Source organism: Duganella dendranthematis (genome assembly GCF_012849375.1).
GTDB lineage: Bacteria > Pseudomonadota > Gammaproteobacteria > Burkholderiales > Burkholderiaceae_D > Rugamonas > Rugamonas dendranthematis.
Genome location: NZ_CP051684.1, coordinates 1,150,636 through 1,175,027 on the forward strand (window position 1 = coordinate 1,150,636; position 24,392 = coordinate 1,175,027).

The following is a 24,392-nucleotide window of genomic DNA, read 5'->3' on the forward strand; positions in this document are numbered from 1 at the left end:
TCATTCACCGTCTAGCGTAGAAAACGACCAGCTTTGACCTCCAGCAGCTTGATCAACGCCGGCTGCATATAGTCGTAATCATCAGGGATATCGAGACAGATAATGCGCTTGCCGTTAAGGTGAGAGCGGAACCTGGTCGACAAGCGATTCCGATGGGCTTTTTCCATCACGAAGATGATATTGGCCCACGCAATCTGCTCGCTTGACAGCGGCACATTCGCATCGCCGCCCAAGCCGGCCGAGTCGGTCTCCACATCAGGCCACGTAGAAAATATCTGCTCGGCCGTCGGGCTTCGCAGACGGTTCTGGCTACAGATGAACAAGGCTCGTTTCAATCGATTTCGCCAATAATAAAATTCAAAGATCACTCCAAGCTAGAAAACGCCATAGTGCTGCTTCATGGGTTTATTAAGAAATCGCAGCGGACACCTGCGACTGAACCTGATGGAGGAAGGCTTGCTGGAAGAAGCGGCAGCGGTCGCAGTAAAGCGCATTATTGCGTGGCAGAAAAAATCAAGATCGAGCTTGTGCCAACCTAATCTATGTAACCCCAATCATGGAAATGTTGACGATTAGAATAACACTTTACTCAATCCAAGAAATACGCGCATTTCCACCGGCTTAACGCAATATGCCGGAGGTCTGCAATTCGCGGTCCCACGGCGGCACGGGATGGTATTCGGCGACCAGGAAGTCGATCAGCGCGCGCACTTTGGGTGATGGCTGGCGGCTGGCCGGATACAGTGCGCTGAGGTGATTCAGCGGCAGTTCCCAGTCGCCCAGCACCGGCACCAGCGTGCCTTCCATCAGGCTGCGCCAAGCCAGGAAGGTGGTGTTGTAGACGATGCCCAGTCCCTGCTGCGCGGCCTGTTGCAGCACCAGCCCATTGTTGGCCGTGAAGCTGGCGGCGACGCGCACCGATTGCTGTTGGTCGCCGCGCGTAAAATGCCATTGCGTGCCGTCGGTCAGGTGGCTGAAGTGCAGGCAGCGGTGCTGCTGCAAATCCTGCGGCGTGGCCGGCACGCCATGCCGCGCCAGGTACGACGGCGATGCGCACAGCACGCCGCGACACGGCGCCAGCGGCCGCATGGCCAGCGCATGCACGTCCGGTATGCCGCCCACCCGTATCGTCAGGTCGAAGCCATGTTCGATCGGATCGAGCAGCGCGTCGTCGACGAACAGCATCGGCTCCAGCAAGGGATGCAGCAGTGCGAAGCGCGCCAGCGCGCCGGCCAGCCACTCGCTGCCGAAGCTCGACGGCGCCTGTATCCGCAGCGGCCCTGCCAGCTCGTCGCCGGCCTGCTGCGCCACTACCCGCGCCGCTTCCTGCGCCTGCGCCACCGTCGCCATGCACGGCGTCAGATACGCCTGGCCGACGTCGGTCAGACTCACTTCACGCGTGGAGCGGTGCAGCAACCGCGCGCCCAGATTTCCCTCCAGTTGCAGGATGTGCTTGCTAACCATGGCGCGCGTCAGTCCCAGGCGGCGGCCGGCCTCGCTGAAGCTGCGCTGCCGTGCCACCTCAACAAATATTTCCATCGCCCGTAATTGGTCCATACCTTGATTGTCTCCACTTTAGCGACAATGTGTCAACCTTTTGCGGATTGTGATGGCCCTATCATGTCCGTAAAATGCGATGGATCAAATATCCCGCCATGGAGCCAGACATGCTGACAGAATCACAAAAACAACAATATCAACGCGATGGCTTCATCGTCATCCCCGGTTTCAAGAGCGCCGATGAGATCACCAGGCTGCGCGCCCGCGCCGCGCAGATTGTCAACGATTTCGATCCGGCCGCGCAATCCGGCATCTTCAGCACAATCGAGCAGGAAAAGACCACCGACGATTACTTCCTCGGCTCCGACAACACCGTGCGCTGCTTCTTTGAAGAAGAAGCCTTCGGCGCCGACGGCCTGCTGAAACAGGCCAAGGAACTATCGATCAACAAGATCGGCCACGCCATGCACGATCTCGACCCGGCCTTTCGCGCCTTCACCGCCGACGCCCGTCTGGAAGAATTGGCGCGCGAACTCGGTCTGTCCGATCCAAAAGTCTGGCAGTCGATGTACATCTTCAAGCAGCCCGGCATCGGCGGCGAAGTGCGCTGGCACCAGGACGCCACCTACTTCGACACCGATCCGGTCAGCGTCACCACCTTCTGGTTCGCGCTGGAAGACGCCACCCTGGACAACGGTTGCATGTGGGCTGAACCAGGCGGCCATCGCGGCCCGATGCGCGAACGCTTCCTGCGCAACGGCGACGACGTGCGCATGGAAAAGCTCAGCGACATGGGCTGGCCGGACAACAGCACCGCCGTGCCGCTGGAATGCAAGGCCGGTAGCCTGGTGTGCTTCCACGGCCTGCTGCCACACTACAGCGCGCCGAACCGTTCGGCGGTATCGCGCCACGCCTACACGCTGCACGTCACCGACGGCGCCACCCGCTACTCGCCGCAAAACTGGATCCAGCGCGACGAAAAACTGCCGGCGCGAGGCTTCCTGTAATGCAGATCCAGATTTTCGCCGCCCAGTGGGGCAATAACGAGCTGCCGGCGCCGGTGTTCATCGAGCGCGTGAAAGCCGCAGGTTTCGACGGCATCGAAATGTCGCTGCCGCTCGACGCCGCCGAACGCGATGACTGGACCCGCCAGATCGCTGACGCGGGTCTGGGCCTGATCGTCGCCCAATGGGAGACGGTGTTTCACCCGACCTTCGCGCCGCACAAGCAAGCGCTGGCCGAACTGCTGCACAACGCCTGCGCCGCCAGGCCGCTGCACGTCAATTCGCACACCGGCAAGGACTACTTCACGCCTGCGCAGAACCGCGAACTGCTGGACCTCGCCGCCGACATCTCACGCCAGCATGGCGTGCCGATCGTCCACGAGATCCACCGCAGCCGTTTCAGCGGCCACCCGATGCTGCTGATGCCTTACCTTGAACAGATGCCGGACCTGCAGCTGACGGCCGACCTGTCACACTGGTGCTGCGCCTGCGAATCCCTGCTGGAAGACCAGCCGGAGACGCTGGCCAAAACGCTGCCGCACGTGCGCCACATCCACGCCCGCGTGGGACACGCGCAAGGTCCGCAAGTAGCCGACTTCCGCGCGCCGGAATCGCAGGCCGCTCTGGAAGCGCACCTGTCATGGTGGGATGAAGTGATACGCCTGCGCCGCGCCGCCGGTGCATCGCGCATGACGCTGACGCCGGAATTCGGCCCGGTGCCCTACACGCAAACCCTGCCCTACACGCAGAAGGAAGTCTCGAACGCGTGGGAACTGAACGTGGCAATGCTCCAGCTGCTGCGCCAGCGCTACGCCTGAGCCAATTCCTCTTCCGGCGCCAGTGGCAGCACCAGCAGCACGCTGGTGCCACCGGCCGGCACCGACTCTACGCGGATGGTCCCTTTCAGTACACCGGTCACAATGTTATAAACGATATTCATCCCCAGCCCTGAACCGCCCTGCCCCATCTTGGTGGTGAAGAAGGGATCGAAGATTTTGTGCAGCACCACGTCGGTCATGCCGATGCCGTCGTCCTTCATTTGCAGCACCACCAGGTCGCGTCCCTCGCGCCGCGCGCTGATCGCCAGCACACCACTCTCGCGGCCATCGAAGCCGTGCAGCAGCGCGTTGCCGATCAGATTACTCAGCACCTGGCCCAAACTCCCCGGATAGGAATCGAACATCAGATCGGCCGGCACGTCCACCGTCACCGTGCAGCAGGCGCGCCGCAGCTGCGCCGCGTAGGTGGCCAGCGTATCGTGCAGCACCTCGTCCAGCCGGAAGCGGCGGCGCTGGCCGCTGGCCTGGTCCACCGCCACCTGCTTGAAGGACGTGATCAGGTCCGCCGCCCGCGTCAGCGAATGCGCCATGATGTCGCAAGCCTTGCGGGCGTCGGCCAGATGCGCCTCCAGCGCCGAACGTTTCAGGCCACCGCCTTCCTGCAAGCGGCGCTCAAAGTCGCGCACCATGTCGGCCAGCGCGGTGGCGGTCAGCAGGCTGTTGCCGATCGGCGTATTCAGTTCATGCGCCACCCCGGCCACCAGCGCCCCCAGCGACGCCATCTTCTCCGAGGTTTGCAGATTGGTCTGCGCTTGCTTCAGCGTCGCCACCACGCGCGACAGGCTGTTGCGCGCCTGCTCGGCATTCTGCTTTTGCAGCGCCAGTTCATTCAGGCTGAATTCCATGCCGTGCCGCGCATCCGTCTCGCGCCGGTTGACCACCAGCAGCGCGGCGATCAGCGCGCTGATGATCACGCCCGCTATCCCGATCAGCACCACCGGCAATTGCGAGCGGCCGTAACGCGCGCCGGCGCGGCCTTCAAACCGCACGATCCAGTGGCGCTGCGCCACCGGCAGCACGGTTTGCGCCGTCAGTCCAGTCACCTTCTCGCCGCGCTCCTGATGTGTCTCGACCCTGCCGTCGCTGTCGTACAGCAGTGTGTCGACGCCGGGCGCCGGCGGTTTCCCCTGCTGAAAGCCGCCGTCCTCGATGCGCACGTGCAAATGCTCCAGCAGCGCCGGATCGAGCACCTCGCGCATTAGCGCATTAACGCGAAACACAATCGCCACAAAGCCTTCCAGCGCCTCGCGCCGCTGCGCCGTGGTCTCCAGCGGCAGGCCGTTGCGGTACACCGGCGCGCGCGCCACGAAGCCCGGTTCGCCGCTGGCGTCCTGCACCAGCGTGATGCGCTCGGTGGCGACGATGTCGCCGCTGTCGCGTCCCAGTTCCAGCGCCTTCAGGTGCGGCGCCAGCGCCGCCAGATCGAGGCCAAAGGCGTTCTCGTTGCCCTTCAGCGGTTCGGTGTATTCAATGATGTAGTGCAGCGGGCGGCGCGTGGCCGGGTGCACATGAAATTGCGGATAGCCTTGCGCTTCCAGCGTAGTGTCCCGCTTCACACGTTCCACAAACGCCGGCAGTTCCGCCTCCGGCACCACGCGCACAAACTGCAAGGCCTGATAGCCGGGGTAGCGCTTGTCGACCTTCAGTTCATTGACGAAGCGGTGGAAGTGTTTGCGGTCGATGGCATCGATACTGTCACTAAGCGCATACATGCCCTTCATGCTGTGCAGCGTGTCGAAATAGATTTGCAGCCGGTTCTGCATATCGCGCGCCACCCTCTCGGTGTCGCGCTGGAAGCTGGCCTGCACTTGCTGCTTCTGCTGTTCCTGAATCACAAAATAGCAGGTCCAGGCTGTCAGGCAGATCCCGACAAAGAAAGCCAGGTAGCCGCGCGCGCGCATGGCCTAGCCGGCAGCGTCACTGTAACGGTTGGCGATGGCCATGAATTCCTCCTCCACCGTCAGCATGGCGTCGACCACGTCCGGGTCGAAATGCTCGCCGCTTCCCTGCCGTATCATCTCCATGGCGGTTTCGTGGGTGAAGGCCGGCTTGTAGACGCGCTTGGAAATCAGCGCGTCGTACACGTCGGCCACCGCCATCAGGCGCGCCGACATCGGGATCGCCTCGGCCGCAAGGCCTTGCGGATAACCGGAGCCGTCAAACTTCTCCTGGTGCGAATAGGCGATCTCGCGCGCGTAGCGCAGGAAGGTGTTGGTGTAGCCCAGCGTGTTCTCGACGTTGGCGATGGCGTCGCGGCCATACACCGTATGCTTTTTCATGACCTCGAATTCGGCGTCGGTCAGACGGTCCGGCTTGAGCAGGATGGCGTCCGGGATCGACACCTTGCCGATATCGTGCAGCGGCGCGGCCTTGAACAGCGCCTTGATATTGGCGTCGCTCAGTTCTTCCTCAAAGCGCTTGTGATGGCGCAGCTGGCGCGCCAGCGCCACAATGTAGTGCTGCACCCGGCGCAGGTGGTTGGCGGTTTCGTATTCGCGCGTTTCGGCCAGCGACGCCAGCGCCCAGATCATCGCATCGAGCATCTGGCTCAGTTCCGCCGTCACCTCTTCCACCACGTGTTCCAGCAGATTGCGCTGCTGCTTGAGCAGTTCGCGCGCGTGGCGCAGTTGCAGATGGGTGTCGACCCGCGCGCGCAGCACGCCGCCCTGCACCGGCTTGGGCACCACGTCGGCCGCGCAGGCGTCCAGCGCGCGCTGCTCGTCCAGCGCGCGTTGCAGGAAAATGACCGGGATATCGGCGGTGTCGGGGCTGGACTTGAGCTGTTGGCAGACGCTGTAGCCGTCCACGCCGGGCAGGTCGGCATTCACCACCACCAGGTGCGGGCGCGGCACGTGCTGCATGATGTCCAGCGCCGCGCGGCCGCTGTTGGCCAGCCGGACTTCGTACTGATCCTCCAGCATGCTATTCATCTGGATCAGGTTGTCCGTCGCTTCATCGACTATGAGTACGATGGCCTTTTTGACATTCATGCGCCGCTGCTCCCGCGAGTATTCTTTCCATCATCATAACCGAGCGGATTTGCCGGCCAAAACTATTTTTCCCCGGCGAGCTTGCAATTGGATAGTGCACTACCTATACTGGGAAGATGGATACGCAAACTACCCCCACCTCCGGCGTCCCGCAGCTCGATCAGCAACTGTGCTTCGCTCTTTACTCCACCTCGCTGGCAATGAGCAAGCTGTATCGCAAGCTGCTGCGCGGCCTGGGTCTGACCTACTCCCAATACCTCGTCATGATGGTGCTGTGGGAGAAAAACGAACTGACCGTGTCGGAAGTCGGCGAACGCCTGTTCCTCGACTCGGCCACCCTGACGCCGCTGCTCAAGCGCATGGAAGTGGCGGAGCTGATCACCCGCAACCGCGCCGCCAGCGACGAACGCCAGGTCATCATCAAGCTGACGCCGCACGGCGACGCGCTGCGCCACGAGGCGGCCAAGCTGCCGCCGTCCATCCTGCAAGCCACGCAATGCACGCTGGACCAGGTGGTGGGCATGAAACAGCAGCTGGACGAACTGCGTTCCAGCCTGATGACCTCGGCCGGTTAACTAATATGACGACACCTATCTACACGCCACTGGCCGACACCGTGACGGCCCTGCGCCGCGACGGCTATGCATTGCTACAACCGCAGGACGTGGCCACGCTGGCCGGCCTGCCGCTGGCCGCGCTGGACGCGCTGATCCCCAGCTGGAACGACCTCGCGACCGACCAGTATCTGAAGGACGGCGGCCGCTACCGGCGCCGCCGCCATTCCTGCTTCATCCAGGAAGGCCGCCACCTGACGCAGACGCCGCACCGCGCGCACTGGCAGCCGCTGGAATACAACGCCCTGCACGGCGGCATGCACCGGCTGTTCGAGCCGGTGCTGCCGGCCACCGTCACGCAGCAAAGCTGGCCGGCGCTGATCACCGCCATCGGCCAGTTGTGCAGCGCGGCGCGCGACACTTCCGCGCCTTGGTATGTTGAAGCGCACCAGTTCCGCATCGACACCACCGACGGCATCGGCCGGCCCACGCCGGAAGGCGCGCACCGCGACGGCGTCGATTTCGTCGCCGTGATCCTGATCGCCCGCGACGGTATCAAGGGCGGCGAGACGCGCGTGTTCGAGGCCGATGGCCCGAACGGCAAGCGTTTCACCATGACCGCGCCGTGGACCATGTTGTTGCTGAATGACGCCACTGTCATCCATGAATCCACGCCGATCCAGCCCCTGGCGCAACACGGCCATCGCGACACACTGGTACTGACCTGGCGCGCCGGCAGTTTCCAGGGACAGGAAACTTCCCCTTGATGGGGTAATCCGATATAGTTTGCCTAGCCAACTATGCACCAGGAGGGTGGTCTGTGGACACCAGTTACGAAATACAGCCAGATGAAATCGAAATACTGATCGTCGAAGACAGTCCCACCCAGGCCGAACGTCTGCGCCGGCTGATCCAGTCGATGCGCTACAACGCCCGCGTGGCGCCGAACGGCCGCCTGGCGCTGGAAGCCATCCGCGAGCGCAAGCCGCACCTGGTGCTGTCGGACATCGTCATGCCCGAAATGGACGGCTACACGCTGTGCCGCGCCATCAAGGCCGACCCGGAACTGCGCGACATCCCGGTGATCCTGGTCACTTCGCTGATGGACCCGAAGGACATCATCCGCGGCATCGAATGCGGCGCCGATAACTTCATCCGCAAGCCGTACGCGGAAGATTATCTGCTGAACCGCATCGGCCATATGCTGATGAACCAGAAGCTGCGCAAGAACCAGAATATGGAGATCGGCATCGCCCTGTATCTGGGCGAGCAAAAGCACTTCATCAACGCCGACCGCCAGCAGATCCTCGACCTGCTGATCTCCACCTACGAACAGGCGGTGCAGGTCAATAGCGAATTGCAAGCGCGCGAGCGCCAGGTGATCGAATTGAATATGCGGCTGGCGCACCACGCCGGCGAACTGGAAACCATCAACCGCGAAATCGCGCTGAAGAACCTGGAGCTGGCCGAGGCGAGCCGCATGAAGTCAGCCTTCATCGCCAATATGTCGCACGAACTGCGCACGCCGCTGAACGCTATCATCGGCTTCACCGGCGCGCTGCTGATGAAGCTGCCCGGCCCGCTGACGCCGGAACAGGACAAGCAGCTCAACACCATCCGCACCAGCGCGCGCCACCTGCTCTCGCTGATCAACGACATTCTGGACGTGGCCAAGATCGAAGCCGGCAAGGTCACGCTGGAACTAGAAACCGTGCAGTGCCAGGGCGTGGTCAAGGATGTGGTGGACACGCTACGTCCGCTGGCCGTGCAAAAGAACCTGACGCTGGAAATGGACCTGGCCGATCCGGCCATCGTGCTGGAGACCGACCGCCGGGCGCTGACGCAGATTCTGCTCAACCTGGGCAACAACGCCATCAAGTTCACCGAAAGCGGCACCGTGCGCGTGTCGCTGAGCCAGCGCGTGGTCGAGGGCCAGGCGCCGGTGATCGAATTTTCGGTGGCCGACAGCGGCGCCGGCATCCGCGAGGAAGACCAGGCCAAGCTGTTCCAGGCGTTCTCGCAGCTGGATTCGACCTCCACCCGGCACGCCGAAGGCGCCGGCCTGGGCCTGTACCTGTGCCAGAACCTGGCCAACCTGATCGGCGGCTCGCTGTTCTTCAAGAGCGACTTCGGCCAAGGCAGCACCTTCACGCTGGCACTGCCTGCCAGAGGCGTTTGAGGATTTTAAAAGATGACAATAATAACAACGTAATTCTACGGTATTGCAGTGCAACATAAAGAGGGGTATAGTTGGAACTGTCTCCTCCAATCCGTTCGCTGAACATTGGAATTCAACCCGCGCCACTGGCAGCGGGTTTTTTTTTGCCTGTACCAGGGATGGCGACTGCTGATGCAGCAATGCGACACGGTGAGAAATGGAGAGTCTTTCCGATACTCAAACATCTATACTTCCAGGCTACATTGTTACCGGCGCCCCATCCCTGCGCCATCCTGCATCGCCATGGATCCCTCTACTCTGGTCATCTCGACCGCAATGGCCGCCACCATCATGGCCGCCAGCATGTTCCTGTTGCACCGCGCAAGCCCGCGCGAGCGCTGTCTGCTGGACTGGTCACTGGCCGGGCTGGCCTTCCTCGCATCAAATGGGCTGGCGCTGGGCGCCATCCACCACCGGCTGCCGTTCCTGCTGGTGCCGGGGCTGGCCAACGTCTTCTACATCAGCGGTCATTACCTGATACTGGCCGGCGTGCGCCGCCACCTGGGCCGGCGGCCGCGCTTCGACTGGCTGGCGTTGCTGGCGCTGTCACTGCTGGCGATCCACACCACCAACTACGCGCACGGCCCGGTCAACCAGCGCCTGGTGATGCTGGCGCCGGCCATCATCGTCATCAACGCCAGCGTAGTCTGGCTGCTGGCGCGCCGCACCGATCCCGCCATGCGATCGTGCTATCTGCCGCTCATGCTGGTGGAAGCGGTCTTCATGCTGCAGCAGGCGGCGCGCACGATCGTCATGGCGCAGGACCAGCCCTCGCAGCTGACCTTCATCGGCGCCCAGTGGGTGCAGACCACCGGTTCGCTGGCGGTCCTGGCGTTCCTGTCGCTGGCCACGATGTGCTGCGCGCTGATCGTCATGCGGCGTCAGGAACTGGCCTTGCACAGCGCCGCGCTGACCGACGCCTTGACCGGCTGGCACAACCGCCGCGCGCTGCAGGAAGCCGCGGAACCGGCATTCCAGCGCCATCGCCGCAGCGGCGCCGCGCTGCATATGCTGATGTTTGACATTGACCACTTCAAACCGATCAACGATCAATACGGCCATGCCGCCGGCGACGCCGCCATTCGCCATGTGGCCGACGTTGCTGCGCAGGCGCTGCGTGGCTACGACGCCCGCTTCCGCATCGGCGGCGAGGAATTCGCCGTACTGATCGCCGGCAGCAGTCCGCAGCACGCGCTCCAGGTTGGCGAACGCCTGCGCGGGCAGATCGAGACAGCAGCACTGCAACTCAATGATCGTAGCCTGACGCTGACCGTCAGCGTCGGCCTGTCCGCTTGCATGCGCGACGATCAGCATTGGGAAGACGCCCTGCGCCGCGCCGACCAGGCGCTGTATTACGCGAAACGCCACGGCCGCAATCGTGTTCGCCTGCATGAAGAAGAATTGAACCAGCCGCCGGCCGCACTCGTGGCCTGATCCTTTTCGTTATTTATTTTTCCGATCCTGCAATATTGGAGGCGCAGTCGCGTCTACACAGCGGTCAACGCGAAAAACACACTACGACAACAAGGGAAAGCATGAAAGTTTTATTACGCGCGATGGCCCTGGCCGTCGCGGCGACGTTGAGCGCCTGCGCGGTACAGGGACCGGCGGCGCAAGTGGAAGCGCCAACGCCGCAGCAGTGGCAGGCGCCGTTGCCGCATAACGGCAGCCAGACCGATCTCGCCACCTGGTGGCGCGGACAGGCCGATGGCTTGCTGGTGCAGCTGATCGAATCGGCGCAGGCGGTCAGTCCGACCGTGGCGTCGGCCGCCTCGCGCATTGCGCAGTCGCGTGCCGAGCGGGTGGCCGCAGGAGCGGCGCTGCTGCCGAATGTGGATGCGGCGGCCAGCGTGAACCGCTCCAACCAGCAGTCGTCGCTGCCGATGGGGACCACCTCGCAAGCAGCGTTGAATGCGTCGTGGGAGGTGGATCTGTTTGGCGCCAACCGCGCGGCGCGCGACGCGGCGCAGGCGCGGCTGGAGAGCGCGCATGCGGGCTGGCATGATGCGCGCGTATCGGTGGCGGCCGAGGTGGCGAACCAGTATTACGGTCTGCGCGCCTGCGAGCAGCTGCTGGCCGTGGCGCAGCAGGATGCAAGGTCGCGCGACGACACCGAGCGGCTGACGGCGCTGAGCGCCAAAGCGGGCTTCCAGTCGCCCGCCAGCCTGTCGCTGGCCCGCGCCAGCGCCGCCGACGGCAACAACCGTTACCTCGCCCAGCGTGCCGCGTGCGACATCGACGTCAAAGTGCTGTCCGCCCTGACCGCCATCGACGAACCGGCACTGCGCCAGAAACTCGCGGCCGGCCTACCGAACGATGCGACACGCGTTGCCAGCGGCAGCGGCAGCGGCAGCATGATGGGCCGCGCTGCGGGCGAAATGCTAAGCGGCGCGGCCGACACAGCAACGGACGCTGTGTATGCGTCCTTCACCGCGCCGGCGATGGCGATTGCCGAGCTGCCGGCGCGTACCTTAAGTCAGCGGCCGGACGTGTTCACTGCCGAACGCGAAGTGGCAGCCGCCAGTGCCGATGTCGGCAACGCCCAGGCGCAGCGCTATCCGCGCCTGACCTTATCCGGTTCGGTCGGCGTCGCCAACTTCCGCGCCAGCGGCGACAACACCAAAACCGACACCTGGACCATCGGCCCGGTCGCGCTGTCGCTGCCGGTGTTCGACGCCGGCCGCCGCCGCGCCAACGTCGACTCGGCCAATGCGCGCTATGACGCCGCCGTCAGCAGCTACCGCGCCACCGTGCGCCAGGCGGTCAGTGAAGTCGAACAGGCGCTGGTCAACCTGGACAGCACCGCCGCCCGCGCCGGCCACGCCCAGAGCGCGCTGGAAGGCTACCGCGCCAACTACGCCGCCGTCGATGAGCGCTACAAGAACGGCATGGCCAGCCTGTTCGAACTGGAAGACGCGCGCCGCACCCGCCTCACCGCCGAGCAAGCCGTCATCAACCTGCAACGCGACCGCAGCGCCGCCTGGGTGGCCCTGTACCGCGCCGCCGGCGGTGGCTTCACACCACCCGCTAGCCCGCAGCCTTCAGCCGCAGCCGCGCCGCAGCCGACCGCGCCAGTCGGCGGCTTCAGCGCCGCCGACGACGCCACCCGCGCCGCTGTCACGGCAACCACTGGCCGCCCTGCCCAGGTGGCAGCCATCCTCCGCGTCGCCAACTAACTCCATCAACCCATCATGAACGCTAAACTGAAACCACTCGCCTACGTCCTGGCCGCCGCTTTTGCAGTAGCCGCCGCCGGCATCGCCAGCTACGCGCAAGCCGCCGACGACAAGAAAGCCGAAGCGCCGAAAGCCGCGCTGACCGTCACCATCACCCAGCCCAGCGCCGCCAGCCTGCCGATCAAACTGGCCGCCAACGGCAACGTCGCCGCCTGGCAGGAAGCCAGCGTTTCCAGCGAATCCAGTGGCCTGCGCCTGACCGACGTGCGCGTCAACGTCGGCGACATCGTCAAGGCCGGCCAGGTGCTGGCCGTGTTCTCCGCCGACACCGTCAACGCCGACCTCGCGCAAGCCCAAGCCGCTGTCCACGAAGCCGAAGCCAATGCCGCCGATGCCGCCGCCAACGCCGCCCGCGCCCGCACCCTGCAAAACTCCGGCGCATTAAGCACGCAGCAGATCAGCCAATACAACACCGCCGAGCAAACCGCCAACGCCCGCATCGCCTCTGCCAAGGCGGCACTGGCCAGCCAACAGCTGCGCCTCAAATACACCAAAGTCGTCGCCCCCGACAGCGGCGTCATCTCGGCCCGCAGCGCCACCGTCGGCGCGGTTTCCGGCGCCGGCACGGAATTGTTCCGCATGATCCGCCAGGGCCGCCTCGAATGGCGCGCCGAAGTCGTCGCCGCCGACCTGCGCTACCTCAAGCCCGGCGTCAACGCCATCGTCAAAGCCGCCAACGGCAGCGAAGTCACCGGCAAGGTGCGCATGATCGCACCAACCGTCGACCCGCAAACCCGCTCGGCACTGGTCTACGTGGACCTGCCGCAAAGCGCCGGCAGCAAGGACGCGCCGTTCAAGGCCGGCATGTTCGCCAGCGGCCAGTTCCAACTGGGCGCCTCCGACGCCATGACCGTGCCGCAGCAGGCCATCGTGGTGCGCGACGGTTTCAGCTTCGTGTTCCGCCTAAACGCCGACAAGCATGTCAGCCAGATCAAGGTGCAGCCGGGCCGCCGCCTCGGCGACCGCATCGAAGTGCTGGGCGGCCTCAAAGCCGACACCCAGATCGTGGTGCGTGGCGCCGGCTTCCTGAACGACGGTGACCTGGTCAACGTCGTCGCCAGCTAAGGAACAGCATGAACTTCTCCGCCCTCTCCATCAAGAATCCGATCCCGGCGATCATGCTGTTTGCGCTGCTGTCGCTGGCCGGCTTCCTGGCCTACAAAGCCAATCCGGTGCAGGACTTCCCGGACATCGAACTGCCGATCGTCACCGTCACCGCCACGCTGGACGGCAGCGCGCCGGCGCAGCTGGAAACCGAAGTCTCACGCAAGATCGAAGACTCGGTGGCCACGCTGCAAGGCATCAAGAACATCTCCACCACCGTGCTCGATGGCGTTTCCACCACCACCATCGAATTCATCCTGGAGAAGAACATCTCCGACGCGGTGAACGATGTGCGCGACGCCGTCGCCCGCGTCAAGGCCGACATGCCGGCCGAGCTGCGCGACCCCAGCGTCACCAAAGCCTCCACCGCCGGCCGCGTGGTGCTGACCTTCACCGCCGCCGCCGCGCCGACCCATGGCGACAAAATGGACAGCCAGGAAATCAGCTGGTTCGTCGATAACACCGTCGCCAAGCGCCTGCTGGCGGTGCCCGGCGTCGGCGCGGTCAAGCGCGTCGGCGGCGTTTATCGCGAAATCCGCGTGGAGCTGGACGACGCCCGCATGGCAGCGCTGCGCGTCTCCGCGCTGGACGTCTCGCGCCAGCTGCATCAGGTACAGAAGGAAGCGCCAGGCGGACGCGGTGACGTCAGCGGCGCAGAACAATCGGTGCGCACCATCGCCACCGTGCAGACGGCGGCCGAACTGGCGGCCATGGACCTGCCGCTGCCGGACGGCCGCCGCGTGCGGCTCGATCAGGTGGCAACCGTCACCGACACCGTCTCCGAACCGCGCGCCGTCGCACTGCAAGACGGCGCGCCAGTGGTCGGCTTTGAAATCTTCCGTACCAAGGGCGCCAGCGAAGTGGCGGTCGCCAAAGGCGCGCGCGCCGCCATCGAAGAGCTGCAAAAGAACAATCCAAAAGTCGAACTGAAACAGGTCATCGACAACGCCCATCCGGTTGAAGAAAACTTCGACGGCTCGATGGAACTGCTGTACGAAGGCTCGCTGCTGGCGGTACTGGTGGTGTGGTGGTTCCTGCGCGACTGGCGCGCCACGCTGGTGGCCGCCGCCGCCCTGCCGCTGTCGGTGATGCCGGCCTTCCTCGGCATCTACCTGTTCGGCTACACGCTCAACACCGTCACGCTGCTGTCGCTGGCCCTGGTGGTCGGCGTGCTGGTGGACGACGCCATCGTTGAAATCGAAAACATCGAGCGCCATCTGCGCATGGGCAAAACGCCGATGGAAGCGGCGATGGAAGCGGCCGACGAAATCGGCATGGCCGTCATCGCCACCACCTTCGCGCTGGTGGCGGTGTTCCTGCCGACCGCCTTCATGAGCGGCATTCCCGGCCTGTTCTTCAAGCAGTTCGGCTGGACCGCCGTGATCGCGGTGCTGGCGTCGCTGGTGGTCGCGCGTCTGCTGACGCCGATGATGGCGGCCTACATCCTCAAGCCTGCCGCGCACAAGGAAGAAAAAGACGGCTGGCTGATGTCGCGCTACATCCGCGTCATGCGCTGGTGCCTGACGCACCGCCTGGTGACCGCCAGCGCCGCCGCCGTGTTCTTCGTCACCTCGATCATGCTGGTCGGCCTGCTGCCGACCGGCTTCGTGCCCGCCGCCGACCGCTCGCAGACGCAGATCAACCTGGAACTGCCGCCCGGCTCCACGCTGGCCGAAACCAGCGTGGTGGCCGAGCGCGCGCGCCAGGCGGCGATGCAGGTCAAAGGCATCAAGTCGATCTTCAGCTCCATCGGTGGCGGCTCCAGCGGCGACGCCTTCGCCCCCGGCGCCGCAGCCGAAGCGCGCAGCGCCGTGCTGACGCTGACCACCGTGCACCGCACCGACCGCAAGGAATCGATGGCCGATCTGGAAGCCGAAATCCGCCACAAGCTGGACGCCATTCCCGGCGCCCGCTTCAAGGTCGGCCCGCCGGACAACGGCGTCAAGATGCAGCTGGTGCTGCGCAGCGAAGACCCGGTGGCGCTGAAAGCCGCCGCACAGAAAGCCGAACGTGAACTGCGCACGCTGAAGGGCGTCGGCAACGTGCGCTCGACCGCGTCGCTGGTGCGGCCGGAAATCATCGTCAAGCCGGATTTCGCCAAGGCGGCCGACATGGGCGTCACCGCCGAATCCATCGGCCAGACGGTGCGCGTGGCCACCGCCGGCGACTACGACACCGACCTGACCAAAATGAACCTGCCGGAGCGCCAGGTGCCGATCCGCGTCAAGCTGCCGGACGCGGTACGCGCCGACCTGGACGCCATCGGCCGCCTGACGGTGCCGGGCAAGAACGGCCCGGTACTGCTGGCCACCGTGGCCGACATCAGCATGGAAAGCGGTCCGGCGCAGATCAATCGCCTCAACCGCAGCCGCAACGTCACGCTGGAAGTGGAGCTGGGCAAACGCGCGCTGGGTGAAGTCAACAGCGAAGCGCGCGCGCTGCCGTCGCTGAAAAACCTGCCGCCGTCGGTGAAGATCGCGGAACTCGGCGACACCCAGGAGATGGCGTCGCTGTTCGCCAGCTTCGGCCTCGCCATGCTGATCGGCGTATTGTGCATCTACTGTGTGCTGGTGCTGCTGTTCAAAGACTTCATGCAGCCGGCGACGATTCTGGCGGCGCTGCCGCTGTCGATCGGCGGCGCCTTCGTGGCGCTGCTGGTGACGCATAGCGCGCTGTCGATGCCGTCGATGATCGGCTTGATCATGCTGATGGGGATCGTGACCAAGAATTCAATCTTGTTGGTTGATTATGCTATTCTGGCCCGTCAGGAAGGCATGGGGCGCTTTGAAGCGCTGGTCGATGCCTGCCACAAACGTAGCCGTCCGATCCTGATGACCACCATTGCGATGGGCGCGGGCATGATGCCACTGGCCTTGGGCTGGGGCGCCGACCCGAGCTTCCGCTCCCCGATGGCGATCACCGTGATTGGCGGCCTGATTACTTCAACGCTTTTGAGCTTGCTGGTGGTGCCTGCCGTGTTCACCTATGTCGACGACTTTGAACACTGGCTGCAGCGCATGCTGCGCAAGGTGCGCCGCCAGCCGGCTGTTCATGAAGGAGACGTGCATGCAATACGAGATAAAAGAACTGCCTGAAGTCCGTGTCGCCTACTTGCGCTACAAGGGACCGTTCGGTCCCGCCGTCGGCGAGTTCTGGAAGGAAGTGTTCACGCCGTGGCAGCAGGCCATGGGCCTGACCGGCAAAGTGACCTACGGCGTGGCGCAGGATGATCCGTCCACCACGCCGGCCGCCGAGTGCCGCTACGACGCCTGCGTGGCGGTATCGGCCGAGTATCCGATCCAGCCACCGGCCAAGGAATCGCACCTGCCGGCGGGGCATTACGCGGTGGCGCCGTTCAAGGGCGCCGGCGCCGACGTCCCGAAAGCATGGGGCGAATTCTTCGGCCAACTGTCGGCCGAGGGCAAGATCGACGAAGGCGTGTGCTTCGAGCGTTATCCGGCCGAGTACAACATGGACCCGGACACCGGCGTGTTCTCCGCAGAACTGTGCATCCCTGTTAAGTAACCCCAGTCCGAAGGGGTCTGACCCCGCACGGGGTCTGACCCCGGCACGCCGCCGTGCGGGGTAGCGGGCGCCGTCACCTTGCACCCAAATCGGCGCCGCCGACTCGCGGTTGCCATCCCCCGCCCATTACGCGGTACAGGTCCACTGAAGCGACCAGTATCCGCGTCTTCAACTGCAGGCGTCCGACGTCCGCGCTGTACAGCGTGCGTTGGGCGTCCAGTTCTTCCAGATACGAGGCGTAGCCGTTGCGATAGCGGTTGTGCGCGATGCGCAGCGTTTCCGCCGCCGTGGCGCGACGCGCGTCGTTCTGGATCGCCTGTTCACGCAGCCGTACAATCGCGCCAAGACCATTCTCGGTTTCCGAAAACGCCGTCCTCACCGCACTCTCATACGCATAGATGCTCTGGTCGCGCTGCGCCGCCACCGAGTCGGTCTGCGACTGCACGCGGCCGCCGTCAAACACCGGCGCGGCCACGGCGGCGGTCAGGTGCCACAGCGCCGTCGGCGCATTGAGCAGATCGTGCCACTTCAGATTCTGCACGCCACCCGCTGCGGTCAGCCGGAACGACGGCAGCAACTGGTCGCGCGTGGCTTGCAGGTTGGCGTTGAGGGCCACCAGGTTGTATTCGGCGCGCGCGATGTCGGGACGGCGGCGCAGCAGTTCCGACGGCAGCCCTTCCGGCACCGGCGGCGATTGCAGGTCGGCCAATGCGGTGCCGCGCGCCACCGGCCCGGGATTACCGCCGGTGAGGATGGACAGCGCATTTTCCTGTTCAAAGATTTGCCGTTTCAGCTGCGGCACGGTTTCGGCGGTGGTCTGGTACTCGGCCTGCGCCTGCAGCCATTCCAGCCGCGAGCTGTAGCCGACGTCGAACTGGCGCTTAGCCAGCTTGGCGGATTCTTCGCGCAGCTTGAGCGTGGCTTCGGTCAGTTCCAGCTGCGCATCCAGCCCGCGCAGGTTGAGATAGCCGGAAGCCACGGTGGCGGCGATCGACAGCGCCACCGCATCGGCGTTGGCTTGCTCGGCCTGATAGGTGGCAGTGGCGGCGTCGGTCAGTGCGGCCAGTCGGCCCCACGCGTCGATTTCGTAGCTGGCCTGGAATTCGGCCTGGTAGACATTGGTCACGTATGGCACGCCGTTGTAGGCCAGCTGGCGCGCGCGGGTCGGCGTCGAGTCGACCGAGACGGTGGGTTTCTGTCCCGCTTCGGCCACGCCGATCAGCGCGCGGTACTGCGCAACGCGGGCGCGGGCCACGCGCAGGTCGCCGTTGTTTTGTAAGGCTTGGTCGACCAGCGCCGTCAAGGCGGGATCGCCAAAGCTCTGCCACCACTGCTGCGCCACTGGCCCGCTACCCTGCTGCTGCACCGCCGTGCGCCATGCGGTTGGCACCTGCAAGGTCGATGCCGGCGGCGGTGCAACAGTCGCCGCGCAGCCAGCCAGAACCAGCGCCACGGCCAACGCCACGCCCGTGGCGCGCGGGCGCCTCCACCAGGCGCGCCACATCATGGCTGGGCTCCCGTCGGCGTTACGGCTGGTGCGGGCTGGCTATGCGCCGTCTCGCGCACCTTGACCGAGGTGTCGATGCTGACCACCACCGACATGCCCGGCGCCAGCCGGCGCGCATTGGCCTGGCCCTGGTCGATGCGAATGCGCACAGGAATCCGCTGGGCGATCTTGACGAAGTTGCCGGTGGCGTTATCGGCCGGCAGCACGCTGAACTCCGAGCCGGTGGCCGGCGATATCCGCTCCACCACGCCGGTCAGCTGCGCGCCATCCAGCGCGTCGACCTTGAACGTGGCCGGCTGACCGACCTGCACGCCGTTCATCTGCGTTTCTTTGAGGTTGGCGATCACCCACAGCTGCTTCGGCACCAGCCCCATCAGCTGCGCGCCGACGTTGACGTACGCGCCCTTGCGCACCGTCACCTGCCCCAGCTGGCCATCTTCCGGCGCCGTGATGCGGGTATTGTCGAGATCCACCTTGGCCGCCTTCAGCGCCGCTTCCGCGTTGGCCACCGCCGCCTCTAGCGACAGCTTGTTGACCGTTACCGACAACACCTGCTGCTTGGCGATATCCAGGCCGGCGCGCGCCTGCGCCACCGCCGCCGAGGTCTGGGCATTGGCCGCGCGCGACGAATCCTGTTCGCGCAGCGACAGCGAACCATCTTCCGCCAGCGAATTGACGCGCTTCAGATCGGCCACCGACTTGGCTGCCTGCGCCTGCGCGTTGGCCAGCGTGGCCTGGTTCAGCAGCACACTGGCCTCGGCCGAGCGATGCGCCTGCACCCAGTTTTCCAGCGCGGCTTTTTGCGCGGCCAGCTGCGCGTGCGCCTGTTCGTAGCGCTGCTGGTAGATGCGGTCGTCGATCTGCGCCAACAACTCGCCCTGCTTAACCCACTGGAAGTCCTGTACCTTGACGTCCACCACATAGCCGGGCAACTGCGTGCCGATCAGCGTCACCTGGCCGCGCACCAGCGCATTCTCGGTGGAGACGATGGCGCTGGTGAATGGCGGCAGCCGCCACGCATACAGCACCACCAGCACGCCCACCAGCGCCACCAGCGCAAACAAGGTTGCGGACAGCACTTGCGCGCGCCGGTCCGGAGTCTGCGCGGCGGGACTGGACGCCGCCACGGCAGCAGCGGCCGCCGCGGCAGCCATCGCCGCCATGCGGCTGTCGGAAGTGGACGGGGTGTCGGGAGGTGGAGTAGTGGCCATAGGTTTCAGCGAGATCCGGAATTGTTAAGAGAAGCAGCCGCCATGCCGGTCTGGGCGTTCTGCACCGATTTCGATTGATGGGACACGCAGGCGGTCCACAGGTAATGCGTCAGCATCGCCGCCATCGTAAACAGCGCCAGCACAGTCACGCCGAGGAAGACGTCGTTGTAGGCAAGGATGTTGGCTTCGCGCGTGGCCGTCGCACTGAGCGAGGCCAGTCCGCGCGCGCCGCCGGACTGGATGCGCGCCGCCACCTGCGGGTCGAGTAGCGTCAGGTGCTCAACCAGAATGCTGGAATGGTATTTCTCGCGCCATACTTGGAAGGTGCCGGTCAGCGCCGTACCCAGCAGACTACCCAGCGTCTGCGTGATCGAGAACATCACCGAGAAGCTGACCAGGTTGTTCGGCGCGGCGATCACCGCGCCAAAGCCTGAGATGAATGTGGGACCGACAAACAGCGCGCCGCCAAAGCCGAGCAGGAACTGTGACAAGTACAGGTCTTGCGGCCGCGTCAGATTGGTGGCGTCGGAGTCCAGGTAGGCGCCCAGCGCCATCACCGCCAGCGAGAACAGCAGCTGACCGGGAATGCGCGACGGCGCAATGTACAGCGCGCTGACCACCAGTCCGGCCACGGCGCCGGCCATGACGATCCACCACAGCGTCAGCATCTGGTCGTTGTTCAGGCCCAGCGTCTGCAAAAAGCCGACCGTGCCGCTGGCTTCCGACTGCACCACGCGGATCAGCAGTACCGAGGTGGCCAGCCGGGCGATGTTGGGATTGATCAGCCAGCGCGTGTTGAGCAGCGGCCGCGCGCGGTTGTGTTCAATCGCCAGCGCGGCGCAGATCAGCGCGATCGAGCCGGCCAGCGCATAGCCGACCCACGGCGCGTCCAGCCACCAGACGGTGCGGCCCAGCGCCAGCACGGCCGACAGCAGCGCCACGCCGGGGGCGAACAGGCCGAAAGTCAAAAAGTCCATTTTCTCGAACACCTTGATGCGGTCGCCCGGCGGCAGCTTCAACGCCAGCACGCAGGCCAGCGACACCAGCGCCATGCCCAGTTCGAAGAAGTACAGGCCGCGCCATTCGCCGAAGTCCAGCAGGTCGGACGAGAACAGCCGCGCCATGGGAATCGCCAGCTGAGAAAAGCCGATGCCCAGCACCGCCCCCTTGAGCCGATGCTTGGCCGGAAAGGCTTGCAGCGTGTAATACAGGCCGAGTGTGGTCAGCGCCGCACCGCTCATGCCGTGCGCGGCCCGCACGGCGATGGCCGAGCCGAGGCCATGCACGAACAAGTGGGCCACGGTGACCAGCGCATACAGCACCAGGAACAATTCGGTAAACAGGCGCAGCCCGTACTGCTGGCGGAATTTCACCAGCAGCAGGTTCATCGACACGTTGGTCATCACATAGGCGGCCGGCAGCCACTGGATTTCGGTGGTGAACACGCCCAGCGAGCCTTGCAGATATGGCAGGTTGACCGACACCAGCGCATTGCCGAGGCCGCCGGTGATGGCGACGATGAAGCCCACCACCAGGAAGGCCACCCGCTTCGGCATGGAATGGTCGGGATTGGACGGCGATCCCGGCAGGGTCGGCCGTTCGTGCGGCTGCCATACTTGAGGGGCGTATACGTCCATGCGTCAGGTATCCTGATTCTTTCTTTTGGTAGAGGCAATAAAAGCGTTAATGGCGAGCATATCACTATGCTCGCCATCAATGGAACACGTCAATGGTACAGGACGGTTTTACAGTGGCACGGCGTCGGTTTCGCGCTGGAAGTTACGGTGACCGCCCAGCGCCTGCTGGAACTCGCTCAATGCGCTGTCCAACGCGCCGGCAGAAACCTGCCACAGCGCCGGATCAGGCGTGCCGTCGGCCAGCGCGGCTGGAATGCCGGCCGCCGCCAGCAGCTGCTGACCGTCGCCGATCGCCAGCATCGGCTTGCAGTGACGGTATTGCAGGCGCACGAAGTCGCGGGCGTCGGCGTCGCCGGCCAGCATCGAGGCGCTGGTGGCGCCGTCGGCGATCACCACCGCGTCATACAGCACGCCGGGACCGGCTTCGATCGAGATCTCGACATCCAGACGGCTGCCGTCGGCCGCCGTCAATTGGCCCAGTTGCGGCGCCACCACACGTGGCACGGCGCCGGCCGCCAGCAGCGCGGCATACACTTTTTTCACGCTGTCGGCGTCAACCCCGTGGCCGGCCAGAATGGCCACCTTGCGCGTCTTGGCGCCGATGGCACCGGGACGGCTCAGCAGCGACAGCGCCGGCGATGGCTCGTAGTGCGGCGGCGGCGCGTCGGTCGCCAGCGGCATCGGTGGCGGCACCTCCATGCCCAGTCCCTGCGCCACGCCTTCGGCCAGGATCGGGTCGACATTGGCCAGCATCGACAGCAGACGTACGCGGATCGCCGGCACCGTTACCCGGCTCAATTCAAAGCGGTAGGCGTTGACGATGTGGGCCTGCTCGGCCGGGCTCTGGCTGATCCAGAACAGGCGCGCCTGGGAATAGTGGTCGGCGAACAGTTCCGGCTTGCCGCGCACCTTGTCTTCCAGTGGTTGCGGCATCTGGCTGAAGGCGGTGGTGAAACCGGCCATGCCGGCCTGGAACGGACAGCCGCCACCCAGCGAGTTCGGCTCATAGGCCACGCGGCCGCGATGTACGGCCTGGCGATGCATGCCGTCCCGCTGGTTGTTGTGCACCGGCGCCAGCGGCGCGTTGATCGGAATCTCGTGGAAGTTGACGCCGCCCAGGCGGCTAATCTGCGTATCCAGATACGAATGGATACGCCCCTGCAGCAGCGGGTCGTTGGTGAAGTCGATGCCCGGCACGATGTGCGCGGTACAGAACGCCACCTGTTCGGTCTCGGCGAAGAAATTGTCCGGGTTGCGGTTCAGCGTCATCTTGCCGACCACCTGCACCGGCACCAGCTCTTCCGGCACGATCTTGGTCGGGTCCAGCACGTCGAACGGGAACGATGCCGCCTGCTCTTCGCTGAAGATCTGCAGGCCCAGTTCCCATTCCGGATAGGCGCCGGCCTCGATCGCTTCCCATAGGTCGCGGCGGTGGAAGTCGGGATCGGCGCCGATGATCTTGGCCGCCTCGTCCCACACCAGCGAGTGGGTGCCGCCCACCGGCTGCCAGTGGAATTTGCAGAACACCGAGGCGCCCTGCGCATTGACCAGGCGGAAGGTATGCACGCCGAAGCCCTGCATGGTGCGGTAGCTGCGCGGGATGGCGCGGTCGGACAGGTGCCACATCAGCATGTGGGTCGATTCCGGCATCAGCGTGACGAAGTCCCAGAAGGTATCGTGCGCGCTGGCCGCCTGCGGGATGCCGTTGTGCGGCTCGGGCTTGACCGAGTGGATCAGGTCCGGGAATTTCATCGCGTCCTGGATGAAGAACACCGGAATGTTATTGCCCACCAGATCCCAGTTGCCTTCGTCGGTGTAAAACTTGACGGCAAAGCCGCGCACGTCGCGCACGGTGTCGGCCGAACCGCGCTCGCCGGCCACGGTCGAGAAGCGCACGAACACCGGGGTGCGCTTGCCGGCCGCCGCGAACGGCGCCGCGCGGGTCAGGTCGCTCAGGTCCTGGTAGCTTTCGAAGTAGCCATGGGCGGCCGAGCCGCGCGCATGCACCACGCGTTCCGGAATGCGTTCATGGTCGAAATGGGTGATTTTTTCGCGCAGGATGAAGTCTTCCATCGCGGTTGGTCCGCGCAGGCCGACTTTCAGCGAATTCTGGTTGTCGGCGACCGGCACGCCCTGGTTGGTGGTCAGACGCTGGTCGCTGCCGTCTGCGCGCACACGGTCCAGGTCACCTGCAGGGCACACGCCCAGCGGCGGCGCGCCATTGCCGGTCTTCGGCGATGGGGTGGTTTCGCCGGCGGTACTGGCGCTGGCCACCGGGTGCGGCACCGGGCAGGTCTGGCCGGGCTGCGGCGTACGTGCGGCTTCGCCGTGTTCGCCGGCTTTATTGGCGTTGTACGGCATGGCGTCGGCGGCCTGCTGGCCGCCGGTCACTTTGTCGATCAGGGCCTGGTCCTGGGTGCTGGCGCCACCCAGACTGGTGGGCGGATTGGCGGACGATGGGCCCGCAACGGTGCTCAATACACTACCGGCCCCCATTACGGAGGCCGGCGATTTTTGCTTGGTGGTCATGGATATCCTTTGAACGAGACGAACGGAATGCCCTTGCGGACATCACCGGTCGTCCCGGCGATGACACCAGCCGGGCCAACGAAAAATTTACTTGCTGCCGCGCGAACCCAGCAGCTTGGAGATGCCGTAACCAGCGGCCGCTGCCACCAGTACCGAGATCACCGGATTGGCGCGCACGTGGGTGCGGCTCGCTTCGGTGAAGTTTTTGTACGATTCAACGACTTGCTTGCTGCGTGCGGCCAGCGTGTCGGAGGTGCTTTCCACGGTGTCGGCAACTTTGTCGACGCCGGTGTGGGCCTGGCTGGCCAGACGGTCGGTGGTCGGCGGCACTTTGTCGGCGACTTTGTCAATGGCAGCGTGGGCGTCGGCGCGCAGGTCTTTGCCGATTTGGGTAACGCCGTCGCGGGTGCTGTTGATTTTGGTATCGATGCTGTTATCCATAATGCGATCCTCTCGTGGGTTGTTCGGGGTTGGAAGGCTTACGATAGGCTTGACCAGCGCGCTTGACCGTGCGGGAACACACAGTGTGCAAAATGGC

At 64.8% G+C, this 24,392-nt stretch carries 19 protein-coding genes; 10 read left to right on the forward strand and 9 right to left on the reverse strand.

Translation table 11 applies throughout. From position 1 onward, the window contains the following. Positions 1-11 precede the first annotated feature (11 nt). Together HH213_RS05365 and HH213_RS05370 are read right to left on the reverse strand one after the other, a co-directional pair. Positions 12-335, reverse strand: coding sequence for a low molecular weight protein tyrosine phosphatase family protein (locus tag HH213_RS05365; RefSeq protein WP_169111246.1), 324 nt, complete (start codon positions 333-335; stop codon positions 12-14). Between the two features lie 286 nt (positions 336-621). Then, positions 622-1,557: a LysR family transcriptional regulator gene (locus tag HH213_RS05370; protein ID WP_229263307.1), complete on the reverse strand. Its 936-nt coding sequence runs from the start codon at positions 1,555-1,557 to the stop codon at positions 622-624. A 110-nt stretch (positions 1,558-1,667) separates the two neighbouring features. Between HH213_RS05370 and HH213_RS05375 the strand changes: the two genes are divergently transcribed. Then, on the forward strand, positions 1,668-2,507 hold the full coding sequence (locus HH213_RS05375) for a phytanoyl-CoA dioxygenase family protein (protein WP_169111248.1): 840 nt from the start codon (positions 1,668-1,670) through the stop codon (positions 2,505-2,507). Then, positions 2,507-3,322, forward strand: coding sequence for a sugar phosphate isomerase/epimerase family protein (locus tag HH213_RS05380; protein WP_169111250.1), 816 nt, complete (start codon positions 2,507-2,509; stop codon positions 3,320-3,322). The genes HH213_RS05375 and HH213_RS05380 overlap by 1 nt, the downstream gene beginning before the upstream one ends. Here the strand turns inward: HH213_RS05380 and HH213_RS05385 are convergent. Together HH213_RS05385 and HH213_RS05390 are read right to left on the reverse strand one after the other, a co-directional pair. Next, positions 3,313-5,244 (reverse strand): CHASE domain-containing protein, encoded by a 1,932-nt coding sequence (locus tag HH213_RS05385; protein ID WP_169111252.1) that lies wholly within the window; start codon positions 5,242-5,244, stop codon positions 3,313-3,315. The genes HH213_RS05380 and HH213_RS05385 overlap by 10 nt on opposite strands. Positions 5,245-5,247: 3 nt before the next feature. Next, on the reverse strand, positions 5,248-6,333 hold the full coding sequence (locus tag HH213_RS05390; protein ID WP_169111254.1) for an HD-GYP domain-containing protein: 1,086 nt from the start codon (positions 6,331-6,333) through the stop codon (positions 5,248-5,250). A 116-nt stretch (positions 6,334-6,449) separates the two neighbouring features. Between HH213_RS05390 and HH213_RS05395 the strand changes: the two genes are divergently transcribed. From HH213_RS05395 to HH213_RS05430, 8 genes are all read left to right on the forward strand, one after another. Further along, complete coding sequence (locus tag HH213_RS05395; RefSeq protein ID WP_110844936.1) at positions 6,450-6,908, forward strand: MarR family winged helix-turn-helix transcriptional regulator; 459 nt, start codon at positions 6,450-6,452, stop codon at positions 6,906-6,908. Positions 6,909-6,913: 5 nt separating this feature from the next. Then, complete coding sequence (locus HH213_RS05400; protein ID WP_169111256.1) at positions 6,914-7,654, forward strand: 2OG-Fe dioxygenase family protein; 741 nt, start codon at positions 6,914-6,916, stop codon at positions 7,652-7,654. A 53-nt stretch (positions 7,655-7,707) separates the two neighbouring features. Further along, on the forward strand, positions 7,708-9,066 hold the full coding sequence (locus HH213_RS05405; protein ID WP_110844938.1) for a hybrid sensor histidine kinase/response regulator: 1,359 nt from the start codon (positions 7,708-7,710) through the stop codon (positions 9,064-9,066). A gap of 282 nt (positions 9,067-9,348) precedes the next feature. After that, on the forward strand, positions 9,349-10,539 hold the full coding sequence (locus tag HH213_RS05410) for a GGDEF domain-containing protein (protein WP_169111258.1): 1,191 nt from the start codon (positions 9,349-9,351) through the stop codon (positions 10,537-10,539). A 101-nt stretch (positions 10,540-10,640) separates the two neighbouring features. Then, complete coding sequence (locus HH213_RS05415; RefSeq protein WP_229263308.1) at positions 10,641-12,281, forward strand: TolC family protein; 1,641 nt, start codon at positions 10,641-10,643, stop codon at positions 12,279-12,281. Between the two features lie 15 nt (positions 12,282-12,296). Next, on the forward strand, positions 12,297-13,406 hold the full coding sequence (locus HH213_RS05420) for an efflux RND transporter periplasmic adaptor subunit (protein WP_169111260.1): 1,110 nt from the start codon (positions 12,297-12,299) through the stop codon (positions 13,404-13,406). An 8-nt stretch (positions 13,407-13,414) separates the two neighbouring features. Continuing rightward, positions 13,415-16,540, forward strand: coding sequence for an efflux RND transporter permease subunit (locus tag HH213_RS05425; RefSeq protein WP_169111262.1), 3,126 nt, complete (start codon positions 13,415-13,417; stop codon positions 16,538-16,540). After that, positions 16,512-16,970: an AraC family transcriptional regulator gene (locus HH213_RS05430; protein WP_169111264.1), complete on the forward strand. Its 459-nt coding sequence runs from the start codon at positions 16,512-16,514 to the stop codon at positions 16,968-16,970. The genes HH213_RS05425 and HH213_RS05430 overlap by 29 nt, the downstream gene beginning before the upstream one ends. A gap of 73 nt (positions 16,971-17,043) precedes the next feature. Here the strand turns inward: HH213_RS05430 and HH213_RS05435 are convergent, their stop codons facing one another. The 5 genes from HH213_RS05435 to HH213_RS05455 all read right to left on the reverse strand — a co-directional run bounded on the left by HH213_RS05435 (position 17,044) and on the right by HH213_RS05455 (position 24,295). Continuing rightward, positions 17,044-18,477: an efflux transporter outer membrane subunit gene (locus tag HH213_RS05435; RefSeq protein WP_229263309.1), complete on the reverse strand. Its 1,434-nt coding sequence runs from the start codon at positions 18,475-18,477 to the stop codon at positions 17,044-17,046. Continuing rightward, on the reverse strand, positions 18,474-19,688 hold the full coding sequence (locus HH213_RS05440) for an HlyD family secretion protein (RefSeq protein ID WP_174864393.1): 1,215 nt from the start codon (positions 19,686-19,688) through the stop codon (positions 18,474-18,476). Before HH213_RS05440 ends, HH213_RS05435 begins: the two co-directional genes overlap by 4 nt. Before the next feature lie 5 nt (positions 19,689-19,693). After that, on the reverse strand, positions 19,694-21,325 hold the full coding sequence (locus HH213_RS05445) for an MFS transporter (protein ID WP_169111266.1): 1,632 nt from the start codon (positions 21,323-21,325) through the stop codon (positions 19,694-19,696). 108 nt (positions 21,326-21,433) lie between these two features. After that, entirely contained in the window at positions 21,434-23,854 is a 2,421-nt protein-coding gene (locus HH213_RS05450; RefSeq protein ID WP_169111268.1) for a catalase, read from the reverse strand. Between the two features lie 87 nt (positions 23,855-23,941). After that, positions 23,942-24,295: an ElaB/YgaM/YqjD family protein gene (locus HH213_RS05455; RefSeq protein WP_110844947.1), complete on the reverse strand. Its 354-nt coding sequence runs from the start codon at positions 24,293-24,295 to the stop codon at positions 23,942-23,944. Positions 24,296-24,392: the final 97 nt, after the last annotated feature.